The organism is Mesorhizobium sp. BR-1-1-10 (assembly GCF_020165595.1).
In the GTDB taxonomy this organism is placed as follows: domain Bacteria; phylum Pseudomonadota; class Alphaproteobacteria; order Rhizobiales; family Rhizobiaceae; genus Mesorhizobium; species Mesorhizobium australicum.
Genome location: NZ_JAIUIL010000005.1, coordinates 348662 through 362614 on the forward strand (window position 1 = coordinate 348662; position 13953 = coordinate 362614).

Consider the following 13953-nt stretch of genomic DNA (forward strand, 5'->3'; position numbering starts at 1 on the left):
TTTTCGGAGGGCGGCTTGGTGGCTGATTGAAGCACCAAGCCGCCCGGCCTGCCTCAACGGGGCCCCAAGGAGGGCCAGGAAATGGCAACCGCAACCATCACCGCAGGATCGCCGCCGGCAATGCCGGCTGCCCCCGACACGATTTCGACGCGCCGCGTCATCGCTTTCCTGGCGATGGTGTTCGGCATGTTCATGGCGATCCTCGACATCCAGATCGTTTCGGCCTCGCTGGCCGAGATCCAGGCCGGCCTCAGCGCCAGCTCCGACGAAATCCCGTGGGTGCAGACAGCCTACCTGATCGCCGAGGTGGTCATGATCCCGCTGTCGGGCTTCCTCAGCCGCATGCTGTCGACACGCGTGCTGTTCACCGTCGCGGCGGCGGGCTTCACCGCGGCGAGCGCCCTTGCCGCGACCGCCACCAACATCGACCAGATGATCGTCTACCGCGCCGTGCAGGGCTTCATCGGCGGCGGCATGATCCCGAGCGTTTTCGCCGCGGCCTTCACCATCTTCCCGCCCTCGCGCCGTGCCATCGTCTCGCCGATGATCGGCCTGGTGGCGACACTGGCGCCGACCATCGGCCCGACCGTCGGCGGCTATATCAGCCACGCTTTTTCCTGGCACTGGCTGTTCCTTGTCAATGTCGTGCCGGGCATCCTGGTGGCGACCGCTGCCTGGTCGCTGATCGATTTCGACAAGCCCAATCTCAAGCTGTTCTCGAAGTTCGACTGGTGGGGCCTGGCCGGCATGGCGGCCTTCCTCGGCTGTATGGAATACGTGCTTGAAGAAGGCCCGAACAATGACTGGCTGCAGGACCAGGGCGTCTTCATCTGCGCCATCGTGATGACCATCGGCGCGGTGATCTTCTTCTGGCGTGTCTTCACCGCCGAGGAGCCGATCGTCGACCTCAAGGCGTTCAGCAACATCAACTTCGCCTTCGGCTCGCTGTTTTCCTTCGTCATCGGCATCGGTCTCTATGGCCTGACCTATCTCTATCCGGTCTTCCTCGGACGCATCCGCGGCTACGATTCGATGATGATCGGCGAAGCGCTGTTCGTCAGCGGCCTGGCCATGTTCGTCACCGCGCCCATCTCCGGCTTCCTGTCGAGCAAGATGGACCTGCGGCTGATGATGATGATCGGGCTGTTCGGCTTCGCCACCGGCACCTGGTGGATGACGCACCTGACCGCCGACTGGGATTTCTACGAGCTGCTCATCCCGCAGATCCTGCGCGGCTGTTCGATGATGCTGTGCATGGTGCCGATCAACAACATCGCGCTCGGCACTTTGCCGCCGGACCGGTTGAAGAATGCGTCGGGACTGTTCAACCTGACCCGCAACCTCGGCGGCGCCGTCGGCCTCGCCCTCATCAACACCGTGCTGATCGACCGTAATGCCTTCCACTATGCCCGGCTCTCCGAGCATGTGCAGTGGGGCAGTGCCGCCGCGCAGGCCAAGCTGCAGAACATGACGCTCAATTTCGAGCAGACCACCGGCCTCGACGCCACCAGTGCCGCGATCTCCAAGCTGTCGGGCATGGTCCAGCAGCAGGCGGCGCTGCTGTCCTTCATGGATGTGTTCTATCTGCTGACCGTGCTGTTCGGGACGCTGGGCTTCTTCACCATGCTGATCAGGAAGCCGGCCGCGCCCGGTGGCGGCGGAGGCGGCGGGCACTGAAGCAAGGAAACGTGGCAGCGGTTTTCGGGAAGCTCCTCCAGTCCACGCCCGAAAGCTCCGACCCACGCAAAAAACTCCGGGCCGCAAAGCCCGGAGTTTTTTTATTGCCTTTGGGTCCTCAGGCGGCGGCGGGCTTGAAGGTCAGCGCCACCCCATTGATGCAGTGGCGCAGGCCGGTCGGCGCCGGACCGTCATCGAAGACATGGCCGAGATGGCCTCCGCAGCGGCGGCAATGCACTTCGGTGCGGGTCATGCCCAGCGACCGGTCCTCGGTCTTGCCGATGCCATTGGCGATCTCTTGCCAGAAACTCGGCCAGCCGGTGCCGGAATCGAATTTCGTCTCCGAGGGATAGACCGGCAGGTCGCAGCCGGCGCAGGCGAAGATGCCCTTGCGGTGTTCGTTGAGCAGCGGGCTGGTGCCTGGATATTCGGTGCCTTCCTTGCGCAGGACGTTAAAGGCGGCCGGCGACAGGATGGCTTTCCACTCGTCCTCGGTCTTGGCGACCTCGAATTTTTCGGCGGCCTGCGCGGCCTGCGGGCTGCCCATGCGCAGCATTGCTGCCGCGGTTCCGATGACGCCGATAGCGGCGGCACCGCTCAAAAGAAAGTCGCGACGGTTCATGACCAGTTCCTCCTGTCGTCTGTTTTGCCAAACTATGCCGCCGCCCGAAAGTCAAAAGCCGGTGACGGTTGCCCCAAACGACACTCCGCGCCGTCCACTTTCGATCGTGGGCGGCGCGGAGCACGCGCGTCGATTGCGGATCACGGGAGCGAGACGGCGCGATCGACGGAGAGCTCTTGCAGCAGGTTCGTCCGCGACAAGCGCCTCGTTACATCTTTCGCCCGATCACATCTTCGGGAGCAGAACCTTGTCGATGACGTGGATGACGCCGTTGGACTGTTCGACATCGGCGATGGTCACATTGGCGACATTGCCGTTCTCGTCGGTGACGGTGACCTTGCCACCGTCGGCCTTCAGCGACAGCTCGCAGCCGCCGACCGTCTTGACCTTGTGCGTGCCGCCATCGGCCTTGGCCATGGACACCACATCCGCCGCCATCGCCTTGGCGCCAATCACATGGCAGGTCAGGATCTTGACGAGCTTGTCCTTGTTCTCGGGCTTGAGCAGCGTCTCGACCGTGCCGGCCGGCAGGGCGGCGAAGGCTTCATTGGTCGGCGCGAAGACGGTGAACGGGCCGGCGCCCTGCAAGGTCTCGACAAGACCGGCCGCCTTGACGGCGGCGACCAGCGTCGTGTGATCCTTCGAATTGACGGCATTGTCGACGATGGTCTTGTTGGCAAACATGGCGGCGCCGCCGACCATCGGGTTTTCAGCATAAGCAGCCGTGGCAAGCGCGGAGACAGCGATCGTGCCGGCGAGCAAAAGGGTGGCGAATCTACGCATTGTATCAAAACTCCTCGGGTTTTCTCTTCCCATTTTGGGGACGCAAGGAGATACGGAACACAGATGCGTGAGTTTCAGAATATTTCTCGGATTTTTGATTTATTTTCACTGTGGATGTATTTTCGGCCTTGGCAATTCGCCGGCTACCGGTCCATTTAGACATATGGAACGGAGATAGACTGAGCCTGTTCTATCCACGCGCCGCCAGTGCGAAGGCTCGATCAGATGCCCTTCAAATCGCCCGCGGCAACCACCGGCCCGGTGGGCTGCCCGGTCGGCGAACCGCCGGCGGGTTCGAGGCTGACGGCCAGCACGGCGCCCTGCGCGAGTTTCCGCTGCGTGGTGGGCGAGACGCCAATATGCGCCGTCGCACCCGCCGGGATGACGCCCATCGAGACCGGCGCGTTCTTGCCCTCGATCATCCAGAGTTCGAAGTCCTTGCCGGCGGCGAGCACGCCGGAAACATGCGAAAGGCTGACTTCATGCCGTTCGGAATCATAGACGGCGAGATATTTGACGTCGCTGCCGTCGGCGGCCAGCGAAGCGACGAGTCGCGCCTGCGGCTGTTCAGCCGGCCGGTTGACATAGGGAACGGCGACGTAGAGCGCCAGCGCGGCAACAGCCGCCACCGCAAGGCCGCGCCAGAAGGCGAGGCTGGACCACAGGCCGGCGCGCGGCTCGGCAGGCGTGGTGGCGGCGGATGAAAACAGCCGGCGGTCGATCGCCGGCTTCACCGAAGCCGGCGGCTCGATTTCAAGATAGGCCGCGCCCAGCGGCGACAGGCGAACTTCCCAGCCGTCGACCAGCCGCGCGAAATCGGTCTCGACGTCGATGCGCCTGGAGGCTATCTGCCGCTCTTCGACCGGCAGCACGCCAAGAACGTATTCGGCGGCGAACAGGTCGTCGCCTCCACGTTCCGGTCCGTTGTCCTCTGCCAGCGTCATCTTTCCAGACATTCCCTGAGTTTCATCAGGCTGCGGCGCAGCCAGGTGCGCATCGTGTTCAACGGCACGCCGTGGCGTTCCGCCAGTTCGGCATAGCTTTCGCCCTTGAGATAAGCGCCCCGGACGGCCGCCGCCCGGTCTTTCTCCAACTCATCGAGACAATGATGGATCCGCTCGGTCTCGTCGCCCGCCACCACCATCGCTTCAGGTCCCGGCGCCGGATCGGCCACGTCGAGCGCGGCATCGATATCGGCGGCAGGCTTGCGCCGCGCTCGGATGCGATCGATCGCATGATTGCGCGCGATTGCCACCAGCCAGGAGATCGGGCTCAGATCGGAGACAGCAAAGCGATCCGCCTTCGTCCATATCTTGACGAAGACTTCCTGCAGCGCTTCTTCAGCATCTCCCCGGTCGTTCAATACACGAAGGCATACGCCGAAAAGTTTCGCACTGGTGTGCCGGTAAAGCAGATCGAACGCTGCCCGATCTTTCATCGAAGTCCGGACGATCAGCTTGGTAATGTCCTGCGGCGTCATGCGCGCCAAATTAGGCAATTGCGCTGTATTTGCAACGCCGGAAATATGCTGTGCACCTAAAGTTCGGCGCCCGCACACCTGCCCCGAGACAGTGTCCCGGTTTGAAGTCAAAAGCTGGCAATCGCGTTTGAGGCGCTTCCCCCGACATGCTACGCTTCAGCCGAAGCAAGGGAGATTTGTCATGGGATTGGTGCTCGCCAAACCTGAGGATGTCGCCACTGCCTTTGCCGATGCCTGGAATAGACACGATATGAACGACTTCGCGGCGTTGTTCGCCGACGACGCCAATTTCGTCAATGTCGTGGGCATGTGGTGGAAGAACCGCACCGAGATCGAAAGGGCGCACCGCGCAACTCATGAAACCATGTTTCGTGACAGCCGATTGAAGGGTGTTGTCTCGTCAGTTGTTGAATTGTCTTCCGGCATTGCATCGGTGCACTATTCATGGATCCTGACCGGCGCATCCGCTCCGGACGGCTCATCCGCCGGAAAACGAGAAGGCATTCTGCTTCTGGTTTTGAAGGAAGAACAGTCGGGCTGGCGGATAAAGGTTGCCCAAAACACCGACATTGTTCCGGGGGCGATTGCGCCCCCTTCCAACGCCGGGAGATAGCCGTTTAAAAGTCGCCGCCAAACTCCAAACTGAGACACTATCAGCCTGGATTGCCAAGGGAATTGCCGCTGACTAGCTTGGCAGCAATGGGGGAGCGCACATGTCGGTCGAACGAATCCTTTGGGAAGAAGACGCAACCGGCCTTGCCGGTCTGGTGCGCAGGGGCGAACTATCGGCGATCGAGTTGACCGAAGCGGCGATCGCCCGTGCCGAGGCCACCCGCCCCGAAATCAATGCCACGGCCGAGCCGCTCTACGAGGCGGCACGGACCCGGGCAAAGAGCATCGACCGTTCGCTGCCGCTGGCTGGGGTCCCCTTCGCCATCAAGGATCTCGGCATCGCCATCAAGGGCGTGCCCTCGCATGGCGGCAGCCGCATTCCGGCCTGGGTGCCCGATTTCAACTCGGTGATGACCGAACGCTATCTCGCCGCCGGGCTGATTCCGATCGTCACCTCGACGTCACCCGAGCACGGGCTGCGGCTGATGACGGAATCCAAGGCCTTTGGCGTCACCCGCAATCCCTGGAATACCGGCCACACCACCGGCGGCTCGTCGGGCGGTTCGGCAGCCCTGGTTGCCGCCGGCGTCGTGCCGGTGGCGCATGCGTCGGATGGCGGCGGCTCGATCCGCGTGCCTTCGGCCTGCAGCGGCCTTGTCGGCCTCAAGACCTCGCGCGGCCGTGTCCCGTTGTCCCCACTGGTGAGCGAAAGCTGGTACGGCATGGTCGTCGATCACGCCGTCACCCGCTCGGTGCGCGACTGCGCGCTGCTGCTCGACCTCACCCATGGTGCGGATACGCTCGCGCCTTATGCCGCGCGCCCGCCAAAAAGCTCGTTCGCCGCCGCTGCCGCGCGGGATCCCGGCAAGCTCACGCTGGCGGTGTACCGCAAGTCGCCGCTGGGCCTGCCGATTTCGGCCGAGACGCTGAAGGCGCTCGACATTGCCGTGGCACTCGCCCGCGAGGGCGGCCATTCGGTCGAGGACATCGATCTGCCTTTTATCGGCCGCGATTTCTTCGCCGATTTCTGCACAACGGTCGCCTCCGCCGTCGCCGGCTCGTTGCGGGGTGAAGCGCTGCGCGTCGGCCGCTCGGTGACGGGCGACATCGAGCGGGCCACGCGCGTGCTTGGCCGGTTGGGCGAGATGATCTCGGCCGGCGAAACCTATGCCGGCCTGCAGCGCCTGCATGCCACCTCGAGGCAACTGATCACGGAGACCGCGCGCTATGACGCGGTTCTGATGCCTGTTATCGCGCACCCGCCGCTCGCCTGCGGCGCCATGGATCCGAAAGGCGCCGATGAACTGATCGAAAACCTGCTCGACAAGCTGCACCTCACCGCGCTGCTCAGGATCAAGCCGCTGTTCGGCCAGTTGATGGACAAGAGCCTTTGGTTCACGCATTGGCCGGCGATCCACAATGTCAGCGGCCAGCCGTCGATCGCGCTCCCCGTCCATGTCACGGACGCCGGCCTGCCGCTCGGCATCCAGGCCGCCGGCCGGCCGGGCGACGAGGAAACACTTTTGTCGCTCGCCGCGCAGATGGAGAAAATCTCGGGCTGGTTGACGCGGCGGGCGCCGCTGATGGTGCCGTCACAATGACGACACCGTGAACCGACTATGACAGCAAAGCCATTTGCGGCTCGCGTCAATTCCCGCTAAGACGCCGCCGTCCTTACCTGATGCATGTCGCCCAAAAGTGCCCAGCGGTTTGGGACAACGACATGCATAAAACCAAATACCAGGGAACCACGCCGATGTCGGACGTCGCCGCCACCGCCGAAATGCAGGCCGCCCTCTTGTCGCGCGCGCTGCCCTACATGCAGCGCTACGAGCACAAGACGGTCGTGGTGAAGTATGGCGGCCATGCCATGGGCGATCTCGAACTCGGCAAGGCCTTCGCCCGCGACATCGCGCTGCTCAAGCAGTCCGGCGTCAACCCAATCGTCGTCCATGGCGGCGGACCGCAGATCGGGGCCATGCTGGCCAAGATGGGCATCGAATCCAAGTTCGAGGGCGGCCTGCGCGTCACCGACCAGAAGACGGTCGAGATCGTCGAGATGGTGCTGGCCGGGTCGATCAACAAGGAGATCGTCGCGCTGATCAACGCCGAGGGCGAATGGGCGATCGGCCTGTGCGGCAAGGACGGCAACATGGTGTTCGCCGAAAAGGCGCGCAAGACGATGATCGACCCCGATTCCAACATCGAGCGCGTGCTCGATCTCGGCTTCGTCGGCGAGCCGGTCGAGGTCGACCGCACGTTGCTCGACCTTCTGGCGCGCTCCGAAATGATCCCCGTGCTGGCGCCGGTCGCGCCCGGCCGCGATGGCCATACCTACAACATCAACGCCGACACTTTCGCCGGCGCCATCGCCGGCGCATGCAAGGCCTCGCGCCTGCTGTTCCTCACCGACGTGCCTGGCGTGCTCGACAAGGACAAGAAGCTGATCGACGAGTTGACGGTCGCCGAGGCCAAGGCGCTGATCAAGGACGGCACGGTTTCCGGCGGCATGATCCCCAAGGTCGAGACCTGCATCGAGGCGATCGAGCGTGGCGTCGAAGGCGTCGTCATCCTCAACGGCAAGACGCCGCATTCGGTGCTGCTCGAACTGTTCACCGAACACGGCGCCGGCACACTGATCGTGCCATAATGCTCTTGTCAGCCGGCTAATCTTCTGCCTGACGGGCCGCGATTTACGGCTGCGGGAAGCTCCGGCTTTGTACCTGGCCGCCGGACAACCATCGATTCCTCCTCGGTGTCCTGCGGTGCGCCCCAGAATTCGGCGAGCGTCGGGCCGCCTTTCACCCGGCGGTCGGTCACCAGAAAACTCCAGATCTCGCGGAACCAGACGCGGCGGCCCATCTGCGTGTACCAGCGCATCGAATGCCGCTGCTCGGGATCGGGGTGGAACAGGATGCGCGCCAGCGCCTTCGGCCTCGACTGCACGGCGAGCTCAATCAGCTTGACCGAGAAGAACAGCATCCACGGCTTCAGCCGGGTCATCTGCAGCACCTGGTGCTTGTAATCCCACAGGCGGGCATCCCTCTGGATGACCTTGCGATCCCGCGCGATGCGGAAAAACGGCGTCCAGCGATGCGGCGTCACATAGAGCGCCTGGATCTGGTCGGGGTCATAGGCGAGGAGCTGGCGAAAGCCGCGCCACAGATCGCGAAATCCCTCATCCTCGAAGCCGGCGACCCAGGTTGCCATGGACAGGATGCCGTGCTTCCGCAGCAGCCGTATCGCTTCACGATCGGACGAGGTACTGCCGCCCTTGCGGATCAATTGCAGCGTCTGCTCGTCGGTGTTTTCCATGCCGAGCAGCCAGCGGATGACACCGGCCTGGCGGTAGAGGTGCAGCATATCGGCATCGCGCACGATATCGTCGGCGCGGGTCGAGCCGACGATCAGCACCGCCACGTTCTCGGCAATCAAGGCTTCGAGAAAGGCGCGCCAGGCCTTTTTAGAAACCGTCGGATTTTCATCCGCCAGGTTGATCAGTTCGACGCCATGCTCGCGGTGCAGCCAGGCGATCTCCTTGGCGAACTTGACTGGGTCGCGATGCCGCCAGCGGGTCCAGAAGCCACGCTGTCCGCAATAATTGCACAGATGCGGGCAGCCGCGCGAAAACTGCATGACCACCGCACGCTTGCCTCCCCAGTAGCTGGATCCGCGGTGGTCGATCAGCTCCCAGCCGACGCGGTAGGCGTCGAGGTCGGCGATGGTCATCGCCGCTTGCGTAGCGAAGGGACGGTCAAGATCGTCGCGGCAGGCGATGCCGGCAACGCTTGCCGGCGGCTGGCGCATCTCCAGCGCCTCGACCAGCGCCACCACGGTCGCCTCGCCCTCGCCGCGCACGATGAAGTCGAAGGCGTCGGTTGACGCCAGGATGTCGCGCCAGTGATAGGTGGGGAAGACGCCGCCATAGAGGATGATCGTCGCCGGCGCGCGCGCCTTGACCATCCCGGCGATCAACAAGGCGGTCGGATGTGCCGAGGTCGAGCCGGAATGGCCGATCAGAACGAAGTCGGGACAGTCCTTCAGGGCTTCCGCGACAACCGAGGCGAGCGGCATCGGCCCGAACTCGGCATCGACGAGCCGCACCTGATGACCGGCATCGAGCAGCGGGCCGCCGATCGCCAGCAGGCCAAGCGGCGGCAAGTGATCGTCGGGCACGCGGCTGCCGATGGCGGTGTGCGGCGGATTGATCAGGACGATTTTCATGGCGGACCTCCGGGAGGAATGGTCCGTGCATGCTGGTTGGAGAGCTGGCCACCGAAAGGGCCGAGCTCAGCAGTTTGCTTGCAGCTTTTCCGCAGAAACGCGGATGCGCATCACCGCCTGAGATGGGCGAGCGGCACGTGGCCGGGTCCCTTGATGTTCTGCAGCACCAGTTGCGTGTGGACGTCGCGCACGCCGTCGAGCCGCATCAGCCTATGCATGACGAAGGCGTTGAGCTCGTCGACCGATGGCACCATGACATGCAGCAAAAAGTCGTGGTCGCCGGTCATGGTCCAGCACGACGAAACCTCGTCCATGCGCTGAACGGCGGCAATGAAGCTCTCGGGCGAGCCGTCGCTGTGGCTGACGAGGCGCACCTGGATGAATACCTCGACCATCAGGCCGACGGCGCGGCGGCTGATCACCGCGGCAAAGCCCTTGATGATGCCGGCTTCCTGCAGCGCCTCGAAGCGCCGGGCGCAGGGCGTGGTGGAGAGGCCGACCTCCTGCGCCAGCTCGGAAACGGGTTTGCGACCGTTTCGTTGCAGGACATCCAGCATCTTGATCTCGAAATCGTCGAATTGAGGCATTTTCACTCATCCGATGCGATTGTGAGTGAATGATATCTCGAATGTGGCGGAGGAGCCACCATCAAAACCGAATTGCCTCGGCAGATCGGGTTAGCCTTGCGGCACGTCAACCATTGATGCGAGGAGAAAACCCATGACGACGATGAGCGTTGCCGAATACGCCCGCGACTGCGCGGCGCAAGGGTTGCGCGGGGACTATTCGGTGTGCCGCGCGGATTTCACCGTGGCGCAGGCTTATGACTATTCGACCGAGGAGCAGGCGGTGTGGCGCACGCTGTGCGACCGCCAGACCAAGCTGACGCAAAAGCTCGCCCATCACTCCTATCTCGACGGCGTCGAGAAGCTCGGCCTGCTCGACTGCATCCCCGATTTCGAGGACGTCAGCACCAAACTGCGCAAGCTGACCGGCTGGGAAATCGTCGCCGTGCCGGGCCTCATCCCGGCCGCACCGTTCTTCGACCACCTCGCCAACCGCCGCTTCCCGGTCACCAACTGGCTGCGGACCAAGCAGGAACTCGACTACGTCGTCGAGCCGGACATGTTCCATGACTTCTTCGGCCATGTGCCGGTTCTCTCGCAGCCGGTGTTTGCCGATTTCATGCAGATGTATGGCAAGAAGGCCGGCGACATCATTGCGCTGGGCGGCGACGAGATGATCACCCGGCTCTACTGGTACACGGCCGAATATGGCCTGATGCAGGAGAACGGCCAGAAGCTGAAGGCGTTTGGCGCCGGTCTGATGTCGTCGTTCACCGAGTTGCAGTTCGCTGTCGAGAGCAAGGACGCCCACCATGTACCGTTCGACCTGGAAACGGTGATGCGCACCGGCTACGAGATCGACAAGTTCCAGCGCGCCTATTTCGTGTTGCCGTCCTTCGACGCCTTGCGCGATGCCTTCCAGACGGCGGATTTCGAAGCGATCGTCGCGCGCCGCAAGAGCAAGCCGGCGCTCGACCCGGCGACGGTCTAAAACATAAAGCGCGTCGCATGAATCTGTCTCAACGCGACGCGCTTTGGACGCTTTGATCGCGCTGGGCTATTGCATGGCAGCGGGGTTCATCCACAGGAGCTCCCAGACGTTGCCGTCAGGGTCTTCGATGTGGCGGTTGAACATGAAGCCGAGATCCTGAGCGGGGTTGGGATCGGCGCGGCCGCCGGCCGCGACGCCCTTCTCGATCGTGGCATTGACCTCGTCCTTGCTGCTCGCGGTGAGTGCGATCAGCATCTGGCTGTCACGCCTGGCGTCGCCGATCTGGCGGGTTGTGAACTGGCCGTAATGCTGGTGCGTCAGCAACATCACCCCGATCGCGTCGGAAAACATGACCGAACTGGCCTGGTCGTTCGAGAACCGCGGATTGAGCGTGCCCCCGATCGCGAGATAGAAATTGGTCGCTGCCTGCAGATCCCGCACCGGCAGATTTATGAAGATCATCTTGGTCATCGGTCTAAGCCTTGCCTTCGTTGACAGGTACTAGTCAGTCCAGTACCGTTTCATGGGGCTACCACGAGAGAACGGTACCGTCTAGTACTGGTTAAGAGGGCGCCATGAAAATCGACGGTGAGACCAGATCGGCTCGCAAGGATCGTGAGATCATCCAGGCGGCCACAGCGGCGTTCACCAGCAAGGGATATGACGGGACCAGCATGGAGGAAATCGCCACCAAGGCGGGGGCCTCCAAGCAGACCGTCTACAAGCATTTCACCGACAAGGAGACGCTGTTTGGCGAAGTCGTTCTGTCAACCGCTACCCAGGTCAATGACATCATCGAGTCCGTGACGACGCTGCTTTCCGAGGCGAAATTCATGGAAGGCGGCCTGCAGCAGCTTGCCCGACGTCTGATAGCGGTTCTCATGGATGAAGAGTTGTTGAAGCTGCGGCGCTTGATCATCGCCAACGCGGATCGAATGCCGCAGCTTGGCCGCGCTTGGTACGAAAAGGGGTTTGAGCGCATGCTTGCCTCGACGGCGTCCTGCTTTCAAAAACTCACCAGTCGAGGACTGATACAAACAAGTGATCCCTATCTGGCAGCCAGCCATCTTTTTGGAATGCTTCTTTGGATCCCCATGAATGAAGCCATGTTCACGGGAGGCAACCGGCGCTCCAAGGCCGAACTGGAACGCCACGCGGATGCCTCGGTGGAGGCATTTCTGGCCGTCTACGGAGTCCAGCCGAACTAGTCGCGTCCCCTGCCCACGTTTGCAGGGGTCGAGGACACCACCGTGTGCCTTTCGACCTGCAAACAGTGATGCGCACCGGCTACCAGATCGACAAGTTCCAGTGGAACGGCCGGCCGCCGGGACATTCCGCCATTCCTACAGAGCGTAGATGGTCCGGTTGAACTTCGTCTCCATCACCACGTGGGAAGCGGTTTTGACGACGCCGCTGATTTCATTCAAGGCATTCACCTCCCGGTTCAGCTTCTCGAGCGTCTCGGCGGCAAGGTGGATGATCAGATCCCATTCACCGGTTATGGCATAGACCGCCTGGATCGAGGGCATCGCCTTGATCCTTCTGGAGACGTCCGGATAGCTCTTGTTGTTCAGGGACGCGAGGGTGAAACAGTGGACGGCGTTCTGGGCCACCGTCTTGGCCAGCCGCACGGTATAGCCTTCGATGATGCCGCCGGCCTCCAGCTTCTGTATCCGCTCCTGCAGCGCTGTCCGCGACACGCCGAGCTGCCGTGCCAGTGACGCGACCGGCTCACGCGCGTTCTTCTGCATCAGCGCGAGCAACTGACGATCCTTCTCGGTCAATTCCACAAACAAAACCTCTCGCTCGATCCGCTCAGTAACCACCGCGCGATCCTATCGGCTGAACAGCCCCCGCGACAATCCGCAATACTGGCAGCGGCGAACGGAACAAGGCCAACGTATCCGGCACTTTGTCATCTCAAGGGACGCAATGACTGCGCGATCGCCATTATCCCGCATTTCGCCGGGTGGAACCCTTCTTTTTGCGACCTGACTGTCTGGGGTCACGAACGCCGGTCCATCAGGGGGAATCAGCTTCGGCTGTGATGGGCAAAGTCCGAAACCGATCCGGTTGAACCTGCAGCGTAAGCGCTGAGGTTCGACGTCGGCCACTCAACCTATCAGTTCAACCACAAGGGAGGGATAACTTTGAAAAAACTGCTCAATTTGGCCGTTCTTGCCGCCGCGACATTCGCCATCACGACGGCAGCCATGGCCGGTGAAACCCTGGACCGCGTCACGTCGAAAAAGGCGATGGTCATCGCCACCAACGCGGCCTGGCCGCCACAGAGCTTTCTCAACGACAGCAACGAACTCGCCGGTTTCGACATCGATGTCTCGCGCGAGATCGGCAAGCGGCTTGGCGTCGAGGTCTCGTTCGAAACGCCCGACTGGGCGACGCTGACCGGCGGGCGCTGGCAGGGACGCTACGACCTTGGCGTCGGATCGGTCACGCCGACAAAAGCCCGCTCCAAGGTGATCGACTTTGTCGGCATCTATTATTACAGCCCCTACGTCTATGTCCTGCACAAGGACAGCGGCGCGAAGTCGGTCGCCGATCTCAACGGCAAGATCATCGGCGTCGAGACTGCCACCACCTCGGAGGATTTCATCCGCCGCAAGCTCGAAATCGACGCGCCTGGCCTGGCTCCCATCGAATACAAGCTCGAGCCGGGCGAGATCCGCACCTACGCCGATTCCATGCTTCCCTTCGATGACCTGCGGCTTGGCGACGGCGTGCGCCTGAATGCCGTGATCGCGCCGGAACAGACGGCGCAGAACGCCATCAAGAACGGCTATCCCGTGAAGATCCTGGAAGGCGAGTACGCCTTCCGCGAGCCGCTCGTCGTCATCGCCGAGAAGAAGGATCCCGAGTGGACCGCGAAGGTCGGGGGCATCATCACCGAAATGAAGACGGACGGCACGCTCGCCGCGCTGACCACGAAGTGGTACGGCAAGGACTACAGCGCCAAGTAATGTCATTCCGCCGGCTGCCT

15 protein-coding genes are annotated in these 13953 nt (G+C 62.6%); 7 read left to right on the forward strand and 8 right to left on the reverse strand.

Going from position 1 to position 13953, the window contains the following annotated elements; translation table 11 throughout:
• Positions 1-81 precede the first annotated feature (81 nt).
• Positions 82-1677: a DHA2 family efflux MFS transporter permease subunit gene (locus tag LB555_RS13135; RefSeq protein ID WP_140711678.1), complete on the forward strand. Its 1596-nt coding sequence runs from the start codon at positions 82-84 to the stop codon at positions 1675-1677.
• 118 nt (positions 1678-1795) lie between these two features.
• Here the strand turns inward: LB555_RS13135 and msrB are convergent, their stop codons facing one another.
• From msrB to LB555_RS13155, 4 genes are all read right to left on the reverse strand, one after another.
• Positions 1796-2299 carry a peptide-methionine (R)-S-oxide reductase MsrB gene (gene msrB, locus LB555_RS13140; protein ID WP_015314404.1) on the reverse strand — a complete coding sequence of 168 codons (504 nt, stop codon included), beginning with the start codon at positions 2297-2299 and terminating at the stop codon, positions 1796-1798.
• A 225-nt stretch (positions 2300-2524) separates the two neighbouring features.
• Complete coding sequence (locus LB555_RS13145; RefSeq protein WP_015314405.1) at positions 2525-3082, reverse strand: fasciclin domain-containing protein; 558 nt, start codon at positions 3080-3082, stop codon at positions 2525-2527.
• A gap of 221 nt (positions 3083-3303) precedes the next feature.
• Complete coding sequence (locus LB555_RS13150) at positions 3304-4026, reverse strand: anti-sigma factor domain-containing protein (RefSeq protein WP_224683099.1); 723 nt, start codon at positions 4024-4026, stop codon at positions 3304-3306.
• Positions 4023-4562 carry a sigma-70 family RNA polymerase sigma factor gene (locus LB555_RS13155; RefSeq protein WP_140615195.1) on the reverse strand — a complete coding sequence of 180 codons (540 nt, stop codon included), beginning with the start codon at positions 4560-4562 and terminating at the stop codon, positions 4023-4025. The genes LB555_RS13150 and LB555_RS13155 overlap by 4 nt, the downstream gene beginning before the upstream one ends.
• A 181-nt stretch (positions 4563-4743) precedes the next feature.
• On the opposite strand from LB555_RS13155, the gene LB555_RS13160 reads away from it, so the two are divergent.
• From LB555_RS13160 to argB, 3 genes are all read left to right on the forward strand, one after another.
• Positions 4744-5175 carry an SgcJ/EcaC family oxidoreductase gene (locus LB555_RS13160; RefSeq protein ID WP_015314408.1) on the forward strand — a complete coding sequence of 144 codons (432 nt, stop codon included), beginning with the start codon at positions 4744-4746 and terminating at the stop codon, positions 5173-5175.
• Between the two features lie 100 nt (positions 5176-5275).
• The gene (locus LB555_RS13165; RefSeq protein ID WP_224584109.1) at positions 5276-6775 is read left to right on the forward strand and encodes an amidase; all 1500 of its coding nucleotides are present in this window, start codon (positions 5276-5278) and stop codon (positions 6773-6775) included.
• A gap of 155 nt (positions 6776-6930) precedes the next feature.
• On the forward strand, positions 6931-7824 hold the full coding sequence (gene argB, locus LB555_RS13170; RefSeq protein ID WP_140712454.1) for an acetylglutamate kinase: 894 nt from the start codon (positions 6931-6933) through the stop codon (positions 7822-7824).
• Positions 7825-7832: 8 nt separating this feature from the next.
• Here the strand turns inward: argB and bchE are convergent, their stop codons facing one another.
• Both bchE and LB555_RS13180 read right to left on the reverse strand, forming a co-directional pair.
• Positions 7833-9398, reverse strand: a complete 1566-nt coding sequence (gene bchE, locus LB555_RS13175; RefSeq protein WP_224683029.1) for a magnesium-protoporphyrin IX monomethyl ester anaerobic oxidative cyclase — start codon at positions 9396-9398, stop codon at positions 7833-7835.
• Positions 9399-9508: 110 nt separating this feature from the next.
• On the reverse strand, positions 9509-9985 hold the full coding sequence (locus tag LB555_RS13180; protein WP_015314412.1) for an Lrp/AsnC family transcriptional regulator: 477 nt from the start codon (positions 9983-9985) through the stop codon (positions 9509-9511).
• Between the two features lie 133 nt (positions 9986-10118).
• On the opposite strand from LB555_RS13180, the gene phhA reads away from it, so the two are divergent.
• A complete protein-coding gene (phhA, locus tag LB555_RS13185) occupies positions 10119-10955 on the forward strand; it encodes a phenylalanine 4-monooxygenase (protein ID WP_224683030.1) in 837 nt (278 codons plus the stop codon).
• A 66-nt stretch (positions 10956-11021) separates the two neighbouring features.
• Here the strand turns inward: phhA and LB555_RS13190 are convergent, their stop codons facing one another.
• Positions 11022-11426 (reverse strand): VOC family protein, encoded by a 405-nt coding sequence (locus LB555_RS13190; RefSeq protein ID WP_140660138.1) that lies wholly within the window; start codon positions 11424-11426, stop codon positions 11022-11024.
• A 104-nt stretch (positions 11427-11530) separates the two neighbouring features.
• Between LB555_RS13190 and LB555_RS13195 the strand changes: the two genes are divergently transcribed.
• On the forward strand, positions 11531-12163 hold the full coding sequence (locus LB555_RS13195; RefSeq protein ID WP_015314415.1) for a TetR/AcrR family transcriptional regulator: 633 nt from the start codon (positions 11531-11533) through the stop codon (positions 12161-12163).
• 135 nt (positions 12164-12298) lie between these two features.
• On the opposite strand, the gene LB555_RS13200 is transcribed toward LB555_RS13195, so the two are convergent.
• Entirely contained in the window at positions 12299-12745 is a 447-nt protein-coding gene (locus LB555_RS13200; RefSeq protein WP_224525312.1) for an Lrp/AsnC family transcriptional regulator, read from the reverse strand.
• A gap of 423 nt (positions 12746-13168) precedes the next feature.
• On the opposite strand from LB555_RS13200, the gene LB555_RS13205 reads away from it, so the two are divergent.
• Positions 13169-13933: a transporter substrate-binding domain-containing protein gene (locus tag LB555_RS13205; protein WP_083883137.1), complete on the forward strand. Its 765-nt coding sequence runs from the start codon at positions 13169-13171 to the stop codon at positions 13931-13933.
• The last annotated feature ends 20 nt before the right edge of the window (positions 13934-13953 follow it).